General features: G+C 65.4%; 12 protein-coding genes. All 12 read right to left on the bottom strand.

Features of this window, described 5'->3' with window-relative positions; translation table 11 throughout:
• Window positions 1–62 precede the first annotated feature (62 nt).
• The gene (locus tag R3D65_RS00875) at window positions 63–719 is read right to left on the bottom strand and encodes a protein-L-isoaspartate(D-aspartate) O-methyltransferase (protein ID WP_371273342.1); all 657 of its coding nucleotides are present in this window, start codon (window positions 717–719) and stop codon (window positions 63–65) included.
• A complete protein-coding gene (surE, locus tag R3D65_RS00880) occupies window positions 719–1,474 on the bottom strand; it encodes a 5'/3'-nucleotidase SurE (protein WP_371273343.1) in 756 nt (251 codons plus the stop codon). Before surE ends, R3D65_RS00875 begins: the two co-directional genes overlap by 1 nt.
• Before the next feature lie 30 nt (window positions 1,475–1,504).
• Window positions 1,505–2,794 (bottom strand): serine--tRNA ligase, encoded by a 1,290-nt coding sequence (gene serS, locus R3D65_RS00885; protein ID WP_371273344.1) that lies wholly within the window; start codon window positions 2,792–2,794, stop codon window positions 1,505–1,507.
• A 110-nt stretch (window positions 2,795–2,904) separates the two neighbouring features.
• The gene (gene tatC, locus R3D65_RS00890; protein WP_371273345.1) at window positions 2,905–3,810 is read right to left on the bottom strand and encodes a twin-arginine translocase subunit TatC; all 906 of its coding nucleotides are present in this window, start codon (window positions 3,808–3,810) and stop codon (window positions 2,905–2,907) included.
• Entirely contained in the window at window positions 3,807–4,262 is a 456-nt protein-coding gene (gene tatB / locus R3D65_RS00895; RefSeq protein WP_371273346.1) for a Sec-independent protein translocase protein TatB, read from the bottom strand. Before tatB ends, tatC begins: the two co-directional genes overlap by 4 nt.
• Window positions 4,263–4,339: 77 nt before the next feature.
• Window positions 4,340–4,561, bottom strand: a complete 222-nt coding sequence (locus tag R3D65_RS00900) for a twin-arginine translocase TatA/TatE family subunit (RefSeq protein WP_371273347.1) — start codon at window positions 4,559–4,561, stop codon at window positions 4,340–4,342.
• A gap of 33 nt (window positions 4,562–4,594) precedes the next feature.
• Window positions 4,595–5,692, bottom strand: a complete 1,098-nt coding sequence (locus tag R3D65_RS00905) for an ABC transporter ATP-binding protein (RefSeq protein ID WP_371273348.1) — start codon at window positions 5,690–5,692, stop codon at window positions 4,595–4,597.
• A gap of 50 nt (window positions 5,693–5,742) precedes the next feature.
• Window positions 5,743–6,489, bottom strand: a complete 747-nt coding sequence (gene scpB / locus R3D65_RS00910; RefSeq protein ID WP_371273349.1) for an SMC-Scp complex subunit ScpB — start codon at window positions 6,487–6,489, stop codon at window positions 5,743–5,745.
• Complete coding sequence (locus R3D65_RS00915; protein ID WP_371274331.1) at window positions 6,482–7,279, bottom strand: ScpA family protein; 798 nt, start codon at window positions 7,277–7,279, stop codon at window positions 6,482–6,484. Before R3D65_RS00915 ends, scpB begins: the two co-directional genes overlap by 8 nt.
• A gap of 52 nt (window positions 7,280–7,331) precedes the next feature.
• Entirely contained in the window at window positions 7,332–8,348 is a 1,017-nt protein-coding gene (gene nagZ, locus R3D65_RS00920; RefSeq protein ID WP_371273350.1) for a beta-N-acetylhexosaminidase, read from the bottom strand.
• A gap of 125 nt (window positions 8,349–8,473) precedes the next feature.
• Complete coding sequence (locus R3D65_RS00925) at window positions 8,474–12,157, bottom strand: SPOR domain-containing protein (RefSeq protein ID WP_371273351.1); 3,684 nt, start codon at window positions 12,155–12,157, stop codon at window positions 8,474–8,476.
• A 102-nt stretch (window positions 12,158–12,259) separates the two neighbouring features.
• Entirely contained in the window at window positions 12,260–14,017 is a 1,758-nt protein-coding gene (gene argS / locus R3D65_RS00930; RefSeq protein ID WP_371273352.1) for an arginine--tRNA ligase, read from the bottom strand.
• Window positions 14,018–14,022 lie beyond the last annotated feature (5 nt).

Consider the following 14,022-nt stretch of genomic DNA (forward strand, 5'->3'; position numbering starts at 1 on the left):
GGTGCCTTGCGTCACCGCATGAGCGTGCCCTGAACGGCCGAATTGCAGGGAAAACCGGGCGCTCAGAGCGCGGCAGCAACTCCACGCGCCAAGGCCTGAAACCGCACCTGGCCGACATCGTCGCGCTCGAAACGGCTGCCGATCTTCGTCAGGCGAGCGAGCGACTGGACATCTTCCGGGCCGCCGATGGCCGCGAACATCACGCCACCGGAAGAAAGGAGATCGGCATAGGCACGCGGAAGGCTGTCAAAGGCCGCCCAGACCACGATCCTGTCAAAGGGACCCTCGCCCTCGATGGCGCGTTCGGCATCGCCGTGACGCTGGAGGATGTTGGTCAGGCCAAGGGTGCGGAACCGTTCGCCAGCCTGGTCAATGAGCGTCCTGAAGCGGTCCACCGTCGTCACCCGGCCGGCCAGCCTGGCCATGACCGCGGCGGTGTAGCCCGAGCCCGTTCCGATTTCCAGCACCCGGTGACTGGCCTGAAGACCGAGCCCGGCAAGAACGCGGGCCTGAAGGTCCAGTCCCTCGATGGTTTCGCCGCAGGCAATGGGGCAGGAGCGCGCGCCATATGCGGCAAGCTGGTATTCGGCAGGCACGAAGGCGCGGCGCGGCGTGGCCTCTATGGCCGCGAACAGACCCTTGTCGTCAATGCCCTGCGCCCGCATCCGCAAGACGAAGGCGGCAAGCGCTTCGTTTCCGGATGCCGGCGCGGCGGGCATCAGAAGGCTTCCCTCAGCGCATCCTGCGCTTCATGGGCCGTCAGGTTCAGTTTCAAGGGCGTGATGGAAATGCGGTTGTCACGAAGAGCCGCGATATCCGTTCCCTCCACGGCGTCGAACTCCTTGCGGCCGAACCGGATCCAGAAATAGGGGAAGTTGCGGCCATCGCGGCGCTCTTCCACGCCAACGCCATGGACGATCCGGCCCTGGGTGGTGACAGCGACGCCCTTGACCTCTTCAGGCCGGCAATTGGGAAAGTTGACGTTGAGCAGGACACCTTCCGGCAGGTCGGTGGCGATACAGGTCTTCAGCACGTCGACGGCATGGGCCTCGGCCACCTCGTAGGGAACCACCCTGCCCTCGTCGGAGAAATTGTAACCCTGGCTGAGCGCGATGGACCGGATTCCGACCAGGGTGCCCTCCATGGCACCGGCCACGGTTCCCGAATAGGTGACGTCATCGGCGATGTTGGTGCCGGAATTGACGCCGGACAGGATGAGGTCCGGCGCTTGCGGCATGATGTGCCGCACGGCCATGATGACGCAATCGGTCGGTGTGCCGCGAACGGCGAAATGCCGGTCATCGAGCTTGCGCAGACGCAGGGGGTGCGACAGCGTCAGCGAATGCGCCAGGCCCGACTGGTCCGTCTCGGGCGCAACCACCCAGACATCATCCGACAATTGCCGCGCAATCCGCTCCAGAACGGCGATCCCCTCGTCATGAATGCCGTCATCATTGGTCAGCAGGATGCGCATGCTCTCTCCTCGTCATGTTCCGGCGCGCCGTCAGGCGCGTGCAATGATCTCCAAGCCGCCCATATAGGGGCGCAGAACCTCAGGGACGGCAATCGATCCGTCCTCGTTCTGATAGTTCTCCATCACCGCAATCAGCGCGCGGCCGACCGCGATGCCCGAGCCGTTCAGCGTATGGACGAAACGCGTCTGCTTCTCACCCGCTGCACGGTAGCGGGCATTCATGCGCCGCGCCTGGAAATCGCCGCAGACCGAACAGGACGAAATCTCGCGATAGGCATCCTGACCCGGCAGCCAGACCTCGATATCGTAGGTCTTGCGTGCGCCAAAGCCCATGTCGCCGGTGCACAGCACGACGGTGCGGAACGGCAGGCCCAGCCGCTTGAGAATGTCCTCGGCACAGGCGGTCATGCGCTCATGTTCATCGATGGACGTATCCGCGTCGGTTATGGAGACCAGTTCGACCTTGTTGAACTGGTGCTGGCGCAGCATGCCGCGCGTGTCACGGCCCGCCGAACCGGCTTCGGAGCGGAAGCATGGAGTCAGAGCGGTGAAGCGCAGCGGCAGGCTTTCAGCCTCCACGATCTCGCCGGCAACCAGGTTCGTCATCGGCACTTCAGCCGTCGGGATCAGGCCGAGCCGCCCGGCGCCGTGCGGCGTGAAGAACAGGTCTTCCGAGAATTTCGGCAATTGCCCCGTTCCGAAATAGGCATCATCCTTGACGAGAAGCGGAGGATTGACCTCCACATAACCGTTCTCGCCGGTATGGACGTCGAGCATGAATTGCCCGAGCGCACGCTCCAGGCGGGCAAGCGGACCCTTCAAAACCGTGAACCGGGCGCCCGACAGCCTGGCGGCAGCCTCGAAGTCCATCAGGCCCAGCGCCTCGCCCAGTTCCCAATGCTCCTTCGCCGCAAAGGCGAATTCCGGACGACGGCCGACCTTGCGCACTTCCACATTGCCACTTTCGTCCTCGCCCACCGGCACATCGGCGAGCGGAATGTTGGGAATACGAGCCATAGCATCGGTGAATTTCGCATTGAGGTCGCGCTCGACAGCTTCACCGGCCTGCAATTCATCCTTGATGGATGCCACTTCGGCCTTCAGCTTCCCGGCCGTTTCATGGTCCTTCTGGCCCATGGCCTTGCCGATTTCCTTCGACGCGGCATTGCGGCGCTCCTGAAGCGCTTGCAGGCGGGCGATATGGGAGCGGCGCTGTTCGTCAAGCGCGATCAGCGCGGCAGCCTCGGGGGCGGCACCCCGCATGGCAAGCGCCTCGTCCAGAGCTTCAGGATTTTCGCGGATCCACTTGATATCGAGCATGGGAATGTCCCGGACCTGGCCAGTTGCGTCTGGCGCTTCTTAGACGAGTCGCCCTGACGATGCGAGAGCCGGCTTGACGCAGGCGGCCAACGCATCCCCGGGCAAGCGGATCACGGCATGGAACCGCGACCCTGTTCTTCCAGTTCGGCTTCACCAGACCCGCCGGCCGGCTTGTCCTCGGCTGGCGCATCGGCCTCAGCCCCGGTTTCATCCTCGTCGGTTTCGGATGCCTGCGCGCGTTCGCGCTCCACCATGCGAGCCGTATAGATGGAAATCTCGTAGAGAATGATGGTCGGCAGGGCAAGACCGATCTGGCTGACCGGATCGGGCGGCGTGAGGACTGCGGCGGCAATGAAGGCAAAGACGATGGCGTATTTGCGCTTTTCCTTCAGTCCCTCCGACGTCGCCAGGCCGGCGCGCGCCAGCAGCGTGGTGACGACGGGAAGCTGGAAGACGAGTCCGAAGGCGAAGATCAGCGTCATGATCAGGCCGAGATATTCCGAAACCTTCGGCAGGAGCGAAATATCGACCTGACCTTCGCCACCGGTCTGTTCCATGGCGAGGAAGAACCACATCACCATGGGCATGAAGAAGCTGTAGACCAGCGTCGCGCCCAGCAGGAACAGCAGCGGCGAGGCAACCAGAAACGGCACGAAGGCCTTTCTTTCGTTGCGATAGAGGCCTGGCGCGATAAACTTGTAGATCTGTGCCGCAATCAACGGAAATGCGAGCACAAGGCCGCCGAACATGGCGATCTTGATCTGCGTGAAGAAGAATTCCTGGGGCGCGGTGTAGATCAGCGCCACCTTGCGGTGATCGAGCCCTGCCCACTCGACAGCCCACTTGAAGGGCTGGACCAGGAAATTGAAAAGATCCTTGGCCCAGAAGAAGCAGAACAGGAAAGCGATGAAGAAACCGCCCACCGCCCACATCAGGCGCTGGCGCAATTCGATGAGATGTTCGATCAATGGTGCCGACGACGCGTCGATATCCACTTCGTCCTGCTTCTTGCTCACGCGCCTTTTCCTGTCTCTGCCCCGTCTTTCGACGACATGCCCGTCTCACCTTCGCCGGGAAGCGCGGCCGCGCCCGCCTTGGCCGGCTCAGCGGCATGGCTTTCGGCGTCGGCCCTGGCATCGCCCTTGGCCGGCGCGGCGGGCTTGGCCCGCGTGGCGTCGGACAGATCCTTCTTGATCTCGTCGCCGATCTTGTTGAGCGGATTGAGGTTCTTCTTGATCTCGTTGGCCGGATTCATCGACCGCGCCGTGTCGGCGATCGACTTGAGATCCTCCAGTTCCGCTTCCTTCAGCGCGTCATCGAACTGGCGACGGAAATCGCCGGCCATGGACCGCAGCTTGTTTGTCGTACGCCCGAACGTGCGCAGCATCTTCGGCAGATCCTTCGGACCCACGACGATGATCATCACGATCGCGACTACGAGCAGTTCCGGCCAGCCAATATCCAGCATATTACCAGAGCCCTGTCAGACACACCTCGACGCCGCACCCGCACGGGGCGCGGCGACCTCTCCCATGCCGGACGGCATCAGGAATTGGCGGACTTTTCCTTGTTTTCCGACACCACTTCTTCCTTGCGGTGCTCAACGGTCCTGGCATTCTCGGACGACTCGTCGTCCTGCATGCCCTTCTTGAAGCTCTTGATGCCCTTGGCGACATCGCCCATCAGCTCGGGGATCTTGCCGCGGCCGAAGAGCAGAAGCACGACCACCAGAACGATGATCCAGTGCCAGATTGAAAAGGTACCCATGACAAACCTCGTGTGTGCGTTCTCGAGAGTGACTTAAGCGCTTTCGGCGCCGGATTCAAATACAAGTACGTCGCTTTTTCTCACTGATATGCGAATATCGCGCCGGCCGGGTTCCAGGGAGCCGTGCCGGATGCGGGCGCGAACCGTGCCATCGGCCCCCGGAACGGCCAGTTCCAGCATCTCCGCGATCCCCAGAAAACGCCGTGAAAGCACGCGCGCTTCCACATGCCCATCCGGATCGACCTCGATTCCGGCCAGGCGGATCGCGACGGTTGCCCTGTCGCCATCGGCCAGCGCGCCGGCCGGAAAGCGGCCGACGGGCGTTTCCACCATGCCGGCGCCCACCACGGATTCGAACAGGTTGAGCTCGGAGAAGAACCCGGCGGCAAACAGGTCCACCGGGTCATAGTAGAGCTCGTCGCCCGTTCCGGTCTGCACAAGGCGCCCATCCTTGAGCAGCGCGATGCGGTCGCCCATGCGCATGGCCTCCTCGGCATCATGGGTGACAACGATGGCGGTTGTGCGGCTTTGGCGCAGGATCGCGAGCGTCTCGGAACGGATGGCGTCCTTGAGGCGCGAGTCGAGGCCGGAAAACGGTTCATCCATCAGCAGCACAGCCGGGCGCGGCGCGATGGCGCGCGCCAGCGCCACCCGCTGCTGCTCGCCGCCGGACAAGACATGCGGATAGGCTTCGGCATAATGGTCGAGACCGACCCGCGACAGGGCGATCATGGCCTCGGCCTTCGCCTCGCCGGCCGAAAGGGCGGTCAGGCCGAACATCACGTTCTGCAGGATCGTCAGATGCGGGAAGAGCGCAAAATCCTGAAAGACCAGCCCCACCGACCGCTCCTCGGGCGGCAGGAAGACATCAGGCCCGGCAATTTCGCGGCCATTGAGCACGATCCTGCCGGCAGACTGGCTCTCGATGCCGGCGGCGATCCGCAACAAGGTGGTCTTGCCGGAGCCCGATGGCCCGAGCAGGCAGGTCACCTTGCCCGCTTCGGCAACCAGCGACAGGCCCTGCAGCGTCGGCTTGCTGCCATAGGCGTGATGAATGTTCTCGAATGCGAGTTCGGCGGCGAAGGAAACTCCTGCCGGAATGCGACCCATCTTTCTCTGTATCAAAGCCATGTGTGCCGTTGTCCGCATCGGGCCCACGCGCGGCGCGCGGGCCATGAGGGTCAATCATCCTCGACGCGCGGTGTCAACAAGCCCAGTTCCTCCAGGTCGATATCCGTCAGGGGATCTTCATCTTCCGTGAGGTCGTCGGGCGAGGCCAGCGGCGTGGGCATGGCGAAACTGGCCGGCATGCGCGCGGACAGCAGTCCGGCACCCTTCAGTTCATCCATTCCGGGCAGGTCGCGCAATTCCTCCAGGCCGAAATGATCGAGAAAGGCGACCGTGGTGCCATAGGTCACCGGCCGGCCCGGCGTGCGCCTTCGCCCGCGCAGGCGCACCCAACCTGTCTCCATGAGCGTGTCCAGCGTGCCTTTCGACGTCTCGACGCCGCGTATCTCCTCCATTTCCGCGCGCGTCACCGGCTGGTGATAGGCGATGATCGCCAGTACCTCCAAGGCGGCCCGCGACAGCTTTTTCTGGTCCACGGCCTCGCGGCTCATCAGGAAGGACAGGTCGCCGGCAGTCCGGAAGGCCCAGGCATTCTCCACGCGAACGAGATTGATGCCCCGTGCGGCATAATCGGCGCGCAGTTTCTCCATGACTGCGCCAACCGGCGTGCCCCGTGGCAGGCGTTCGGCGAGCAGCTTCTCGGAGACCGGTTCCGCCGAGGCAAAGACAAGCGCCTCCGCCATCCGCGCCACCTCGGCGAGCGCACGCGCATCGAGAGGTGCTGCGCCTGCCGCCTGCCGCGTGTCCCTGTGATCCCTCTCCTCGTCGCCGGGCATCGGGTGGCGTCCGTGGTCATCCATGGGTGGCCTCCCCGCGCATGCGCGGGATTGCCCGCGGCCTGAGAAAGACCGGCGCATAGGCCTCGTCCTGCCTGATGTCCAGAGCGCCTTCCCGCACCATTTCAAGGCTGGCGACAAAGGTGCTGGCAATGGCTGTCTTGCGCTCTTCGGGCGAGGCCAGATAGTCGATCAGGAACCGGTCGAGTGCCGTCCAGTCGGAAACGGCGCCGACAAGCCTCTCCAGCACGGCGCGTGCGTCCTTCAGCGACCAGACCGCGCGTCGCGCGATCTGCACCCGCGAAATGGCCTGACGCTGGCGCTGCGAGGCGTAGGCTGTGAGAAGGTCGTAGAGGGAGGCGGCATATTCGCTCTTCCGGTCAACGATGACCGCTTCCGGATTTCCGCGCGCGAACACGTCGCGGCCGAGCCGGTTGCGGTTGATCAGGCGGGCGGCCGCATCGCGCATGGCCTCGAGCCGCTTGAGCCGGAACTGCAGGATCGCGGCCATTTCCTCGCCCGACTGCTCGTCGTCGCGCGGCGGCTTCGGGATCAGGAGCCTTGACTTGAGAAAGGCGAGCCAAGCGGCCATCACCAGGTAATCGGCGGCCAGTTCAAGTTTCAGCGCACGCGCCTTCTCGATGAAGACAAGATACTGTTCTGCCAGCGCAAGGACCGAAATCCGCGAAAGATCGACCTTCTGGTTGCGCGCCAGATGCAGCAGCAGATCGAGCGGGCCCTCGAAGCCGTCCACGTCGATCACCAGTTCCGGACCGGCCGGGCGCGTCTCGCGTTCCGCCCAGAGCTGGTCCATCGGTGTCCTTGCGTGCTTGTCCTGTGCAGGCATCATCGCTGTCCGGACTCCCTCACGCCGCCGCCTCGAACCAGCCGGCGAATTCCGCGCGCAGCGCCTGCTCGTCCGCGGCGTCGTCTCGCGCCAGATCGGCCACGGCCCTCTGCGCGCGCTGCAATGCCTTGCCGGAAAGCAGCGGCGTCCGGGCGGCCACGGCCCGCATCTCGTCCATCCGTCCATTGCAATGGAGAACCATGTCGCAACCGGCCGCGAAGATGGCCTCCGTCCTTTCCTCGAACGAGCCGGCCAGCGCCTTCATCGAAACGTCGTCGCTCATCAACAGGCCGTCAAAGCCCATCTCGCCGCGAATGATCCCGCCGATGACGCGCGGCGACGTGGTGGCCGGATTGTCGCGATCGAGCGCGGTATAGACGACGTGGGCCGTCATCGCCATCGGGATGTCCGCCAGCGCTTGGAAAGGCGGGAAATCGTGGGCACGCAGGTCCTCCAGCGGCGCATCGACCACCGGCAGTTCCAGATGGCTGTCGGCAAAGGCGCGGCCATGACCGGGGATGTGCTTGATGACCGGCAGGACACCGCCGGCCAGCAGGCCTTCTGCCGCGGCACGGCCCATTTGCGCCACCGTCACCGGGTCGGAGCCATAGGCGCGGTTGCCGATCACGTCGTGGGCGCCCTCGACGGGAACATCCAGCACCGGCAGGCAATCGGCATTGATGCCGAAACGCTTCAGGTCGAAGGCATGCAGGCGCGACATGACCCAGGCTGCCCGCAGGCCGGCCTCGCGGTCGGCGCGATACAAGGCGCCCAGGGCGGCGCCGGGCGGATAATCCGGCGCAAGCGGCGCCTTGATACGCTGCACGCGGCCGCCTTCCTGATCGATGAAAACCGGCACATCGCGGCCGGAAAGGTCACGCAGCGCCGCTGTCAGGCCGGCCAGTTGCGCGGCGTTCACGACGTTGCGCGCAAAGAGGATGTAGCCCCACGGCTGTTCGCCGCGAAAGAAGCTTTCCTCTTCCGCATTCAGTTCGGGCCCGGCAATGCCGGCAATCATCGCACGTGATTCGCTCATGGATCGATTCTGGCACGAATCGCCCCGGAAGACACGGTGCAAGGCCCAACCGCGCCCTTTGCCCACAGGCAAAGGGGCCGCACGCGGCGGCCCCATCCGGTCAACTGGCGTTCTGCGCCCCTTGCTCAGCGTTTGGCGAGGCAGTCGCCGCCGGCCGCCTTAATCTGGCGGCAAAGACTGGCGGCCTCGTTGAAACTGCCGGCCGGAATGTTGACGCGGTAGAAGGTTCCGCGACCGGGGATATCGGCCGGCACGATGTTCACGCCGCGTCCGCCGATGATCCCGCCATAGCGCTGCGACAGGTTGCGGTAGGAGGCTTGCGCCAGTTCCCGGGACGGATGGGAGGCGATCTGAACCCAGGCCGCCGGGCTGGCCGCGGCCGGGGCTTCGGCTGCGGGAGCCGGTACCGCGCGTGCCGTCTGCTGGCCATCCTGGCGGGTCGTTCCGACAATGTTGACCGGCTGATCCGCCGGGCGCCCCGGCACGACAGGCGGCGGCGCCACCGAATCGCGGCGGATCGTCGTGGTGCGCACCTGGCGGGGCTGCAAGGCAGGTTCCCGTGCCGCGTCAGCAGCGCCACCGCCGGTTTGTGCCTGCTCCGGGGCGGCGGCCACCGCGACGGGTGCATCGCCGCCTGGCCGGCCGGACCCGGCAGGCGGGGTAAACTCGGGGCGCGGCTGCGGCACGGGCACGTTCGCCACCGTTCCGGCCACCGGTTCGGCGGGTTCGGCACTTTCGCCTGCGGCAGGTTCCGTCGCGTCCGCAGCGGCGGCGGTTACCGCCGGGCTGGTGGCCGCCGGTTCGGCTGCTTGCGCCTCGGCCGCCGGTTCCTTGGCCACCAATGTGCCATCCGGCCGGACCACATAGGTGCGTACGCGCCGTGGCGCGACCGCAGCCAGTTCGCGGGACGGACCCGGCTCCTCGGCCGCTTCGGCGGGATCGATCCGGTCTTCCGACTTGCCGGCTGGCGTTGCGGCACCGGCCACGGGAGCGCTGGCATTTCCGGCCGCTCGCCCCTCACCGCCCGGCGCGGCATCGACCGGGCCGGGCGCGACCACGCGCACCGGCCGTTTCACATCCACCGGCGTCTCGGCATTGCTGACCAGCTTTTCCTGGCTGGGCGGTGTATCGGCAGGCGCGCCGGCGGCTTCATCATAGACCGCGCGGTTCTGGTTCGGCACTTTCGACCCGCCGGGATTCTCCGGTTTCACCTTCACAGGCTCGGGATCGGCGCGCACGATCTGCGTGGTGCCGGCAGAATCGCCGCCGCCTGAGAGGGCAAAAGCGCCGATGCCGCCCACAAGGGCCACGCCGGCGACAACAGCGGCGATCAGCAGGCCCCGGTTCGAACCCCGCTTTTCCTCGACGTCCCTTTCGAATTCGTCAAACGACAATTCCCGCTCAAGGTCATCGTCATGCAGGGAAACGGCGTCGTCGAAAGCCGGCATGGCCGGCCGGGCAGCCGATATGGCGGCTGGCGGTTCGCCAGCACCGGATGGATGCGGCCGGAGCGGCACCGAAGACTGCGGCGGCGCGCCGGGGCGTTCTCCGAACGAGATGCCCGCATCTTCCAGCTCACGCTCGAAATAGGATTCGAAGTCCATGCCCTCGCGCGGCTGCGATGGCCCGGCGCCGCGATCCGAAAGGCCTTCGCCTGCAAACAGGTCTTCCAGATCGTCCGGCGCAGCGTCCAGCGGCGCGCGTTCGTCCTGGTAGCGCACATCCGGCAGGTCGAGGTCGTCGGCCAGTTCAACCTTGCCTTCGGGTACAGCCACCGTGTCGATCTCCGGCGGAGCGGGCTCCGCCACAGGCTGCTTGCGGCCCAGTCCGAAACGGGACGCCATGCCGCCCACGGCAGCCGCGGCGCCTGCCAGTCCGGCACCGGTCATCGCGACCGGTGCGGGCTTCGCGGGCGTGTCGGCGGAGACGTCGTCGGGACCGGAATATGCCTGGTACGGCTCCTCGTCCGGGTACCCGCCTGGCTCATCCATCTGGATGGACTCGATCTCGGCCAGCAATTCCGGGTCAAGATCGAAGGCGACATCGTCATCGGCCTGGCGGGACGCAGGCGAAGCATCCTGCGGTTCCGGCGCATCGTGACTTTCCACGCGCAGTTCGTCGTCCACGAATGTCTGGTCGAGGAAGGCCGACTCGTCGAAATCGGGCAGTTCCAACTCTTGTTCATCGTCGCCGGCAACGCTTGCCGGCGTTTCCTCCGGCTGGATCGCGGCCGGCTCGAAAGCCGGCGGCGTGACAGGGGCTTCCGCTTCGGGCGCATCGCCATGGGCGAAATGCGCGCGTGCTGCGTGGAAACCGGCCGTATCGCTGGCATTCTCCATCTCCGGACGATGCGGCTGGCCATGTGCGGCAGGCTCGTGGTCGCCGCCCGGCGCATGATGGGACACGTATGCCGTCTCCGGCGCTTCGGGCGCGGGCGCCGGTCCAGCCGCTTCGCTGGCCTCCAGTTCCGCGCTCCAGGCGCTCTGTGACGGCGGCATCACCGGCGCAACTGGCGCCGTCCATCCGAAATTCGTCTGCCGGCCCAGTTGCGGCGCATTCTTTTCACGGTAGGAGGCTTCATAGGGCGAGTAGGAGTTTGGCGCAGCTTCCGCGCGCTCATCGCCCAAGCCAGCGTTCATGCCCTGCGACACATGGGAGGGCGCGCCGGGTTCGGTCACCCAATCTTCGCTCCGCTCCGTGTCCTCACCGCCGTCCGTTTCGCCTGCCAGAAATGCAGCGACTTCGCTTTCAAATTCCGGATCGGAGAACGCCGTCTCATCCGGCTCTGCATGGTCATCGCCATCGAATGCCGACAGCGGTTCCACAGCGGGCGCAGACTGGGCCGCCGCTTCGCGCCATTGCGCTCCGCCATAGGCGACCGGATGGTCCTGCGAAGCATCATCCGTGGCGGCGGGCGCATCGCGGCCCAGGTCCGCCGTCATCATCTCGTCCAGCACATTGTCGGGAAGCGCCACAGGCTCCTGCGCCACAGGCGATGCCGGCGACGCTGTCATCGCGCTGCCGGAGGAAAGCGGATCGTCCAGGCCGGATGGCTCCTGATCCAGTGCGACGTGCCCGGCAAAAGCCGCCGGTTCCCCGGCAGGGCTGCCGCCCTCATTCCACGCCGGGGGCACGATGTCGCCGGCCATGTCATCATGCGCCGTTTCCATGGCCTGAACCGTGCTCAGCGGCTCGTCAATGCTCACGGGCTCCGGATGCCAGTCCAGCGGGAGGGACGATGTCTCGTCCGCCAATTCCACGTCCAGTTCGACATGGTCATCCGATGGCGAGAGCCCGGTTCCGGGCATTTCAACAACAGGCGACATGTTGTCGGACGCGTCCGCGCCGGAGACAGGACCGTTGTCGGGTCCGGCAAGGGCACCGCCGTCATCCTGCCATTGACCGGCAGGCGGGAATGGCTGCGCGTCGGCTTCCGGTCCGGGAACGTGGGCTTCCGGCACCTGCACGGCACCGTCGTCCCGAGGCTCGAACGGCAATGGCACAGGTTCCCCTGTCCGGACATCGGCGACACCGGGCGGCGCCTCTTCCTGCGGCCAGGCAGGTTCCGGACTGTTCGGCACCTGACCGCCTTGCGGCCAGGCCGGCTGCTGCCAGGCAGACACCGGGGCTTGCGGGACCGGTTCCGGCGTGGGCAGCAATTCCTGCTCCATGTCGATGGAGGGCTCGTGCGCCGCCTCCGGCGCGGAGGGACCGGCCGTCAAGTCGAAGAGATTCGCCAGTTTCGACAAGGGATCGTCAGGCGAAAGGCCGAAATCGTGATCCCGCTTCGCGGATTTGGGGTCTGCCATGTCCTGTCCCGTACACCTTACAAAACGGGCGCCGCCGGGCGCCAAATTACCGGCGTTACCAGCCCATTGTGGGCAAAAGGTGACAGGCAGGCGAAAGCTTTATTAGCGCATTTCCTCTGGCGCATCCGCGCCGACCAGCCCAAGACCGGCGACCAGGACATCCAGAACTGCCTGCACCAGCCCTAGCCTGGCGCGCGTCAATTGTGGATCGTTAACCTTAACAAAGCGTAAGCCGGGATTGTCTGTCCCACGGTTCCAGTGGGCGTGCAGCGCGCTGGCCAGGTCATGGAGGTAAAACGCGATGCGATGGGGTTCGAGCGCGGAGGCGGCCTGCTCGACAAGGCGCGGCCATTCGGCCAGCTTGCGCACGAGCGCGATCTCGCCCTCGTCGGTCAGCATCGACACGCCGTCCTCCAGCCCCTGCCTTTGCGCGATGTCCGCGCCGAACATCTCGGCCGCCTGCCGGAAGACCGAATGACAGCGGGCCGACGCATACTGGACATAGAAAACCGGATTGTCCTTGGACTGCTCGGTCACCTTGGCGAAATCGAAGTCCAGCGGCGCATCGGCCTTGCGGTAGAGCATCATGAAGCGGACCGGATCGCGGCCGACCTCCTCGACCACGTCGCGCAGGGTCACAAACTCCCCTGCCCGCTTCGACATGCGAACGGGCTCGCCGTCACGATAGAGCTTGACGAGCTGGGTCAGGACGATGGTCAGGTCGATCCGGCCGCCCGATATGGCGCGTGCCAGCGCCTCCATCCGCTTGACATAGCCGCCATGGTCCGCACCCAGAACGAAGATCAGCTTTTCGTAGCCGCGGCGGTACTTGTCGAGCATGTAGGCGACATCGGCGGCGAAATAGGTATAGGCGCCATCCGACTTGACGAGCGGCCGGTCGATATCGTCGCCCACGTCGGTGGAGCGGAAAAGGGTCTGGTCGCGGTCCTCCCAGTCTTCCGGCTTCTGCCCCTTCGGCGGGGGCAGCTTGCCGCGATAGACATGGCCCTTCATGGTCAGGTCATTGATGGCCGAGCGGATCAGGCTTGCATTGTCTGCATGGAGCTGACGCTCGGAAAAGAATACCTCATGGGTGACATTGAGCGCGGCCAGATCGGCGCGGATCATGTCCATCATCATGGCGACCGACTTGTCCTTGGCGATTGCCAGAGCCGCATCCTCATCCATGGCCTTGAGAGCTTCGCCATGCTCGGCCTTCAGGGCCTCGCCGACCGGCACCAGGTAGTCCCCCGGATAAAGACCGGCCGGAATTTCGCCGATGTCCTCGCCCAGTGCCTCGCGGTAGCGCAACAGGGCGGAGCGGCCCAGTACGTCGATCTGCACGCCGGCATCGTTGATGTAGTATTCCTTGGTCACATCGTAACCGGCAAAACCAAGCAGGTTGGCCAGCGCATCGCCCACGACGGCGCCGCGGCAATGGCCGACATGCATCGGGCCGGTCGGATTGGCCGAAACATATTCGACATTGACCTTGTGGCCCTTCCCCATGGCGGAGCGGCCGTAATCCGGCCCGGTGGTCAGGATGTCCTTCAGCAGCGCCTGCCAATAGCTGTCGGAGAGCCGCATATTGATGAAGCCGGGGCCGGCCACCTCGGCCGTGCCGACATCGCTGTCGCCGGCCAGCGCATCGGCAATGGCCTGCGCCAGTTCCCGCGGATTGCGCCCCACCTGCCTGGCCAGCACCATGGCCACATTGCAGGCCAGATCGCCATGCGAGGCATCGCGCGGCGGTTCCACGGCGATGCGCGACAGGTCGGGTGTGCCGCCGTCCTTCGTCTGAAGGCCGAGACTTTCGACAATGCTGAGAATCCGCTGCGTGAAATCGGCGAAAATGTTCATGGGTA

This window comes from Zhengella sp., assembly GCF_041397485.1.
Classification (GTDB): Bacteria; Pseudomonadota; Alphaproteobacteria; order Rhizobiales; family Rhizobiaceae; genus Zhengella.

Bases quoted from the DNA above. Each gene is read 5' to 3' on its own strand.
- R3D65_RS00875 (WP_371273342.1), bottom strand. From the start codon at position 719: ATGCCCGCCGCGCCGGCATCCGGAAACGAAGCGCTTGCCGCCTTCGTC.
- surE (WP_371273343.1), bottom strand. From the start codon at position 1,474: ATGCGCATCCTGCTGACCAATGATGACGGCATTCATGACGAGGGGATC.
- serS (WP_371273344.1), bottom strand. From the start codon at position 2,794: ATGCTCGATATCAAGTGGATCCGCGAAAATCCTGAAGCTCTGGACGAG.
- tatB (WP_371273346.1), bottom strand. From the start codon at position 4,262: ATGCTGGATATTGGCTGGCCGGAACTGCTCGTAGTCGCGATCGTGATG.
- R3D65_RS00900 (WP_371273347.1), bottom strand. From the start codon at position 4,561: ATGGGTACCTTTTCAATCTGGCACTGGATCATCGTTCTGGTGGTCGTG.
- R3D65_RS00905 (WP_371273348.1), bottom strand. From the start codon at position 5,692: ATGGCTTTGATACAGAGAAAGATGGGTCGCATTCCGGCAGGAGTTTCC.
- scpB (WP_371273349.1), bottom strand. From the start codon at position 6,489: ATGGATGACCACGGACGCCACCCGATGCCCGGCGACGAGGAGAGGGAT.
- R3D65_RS00915 (WP_371274331.1), bottom strand. From the start codon at position 7,279: ATGGACCAGCTCTGGGCGGAACGCGAGACGCGCCCGGCCGGTCCGGAA.
- nagZ (WP_371273350.1), bottom strand. From the start codon at position 8,348: ATGAGCGAATCACGTGCGATGATTGCCGGCATTGCCGGGCCCGAACTG.
- R3D65_RS00925 (WP_371273351.1), bottom strand. From the start codon at position 12,157: ATGGCAGACCCCAAATCCGCGAAGCGGGATCACGATTTCGGCCTTTCG.
- argS (WP_371273352.1), bottom strand. From the start codon at position 14,017: ATGAACATTTTCGCCGATTTCACGCAGCGGATTCTCAGCATTGTCGAA.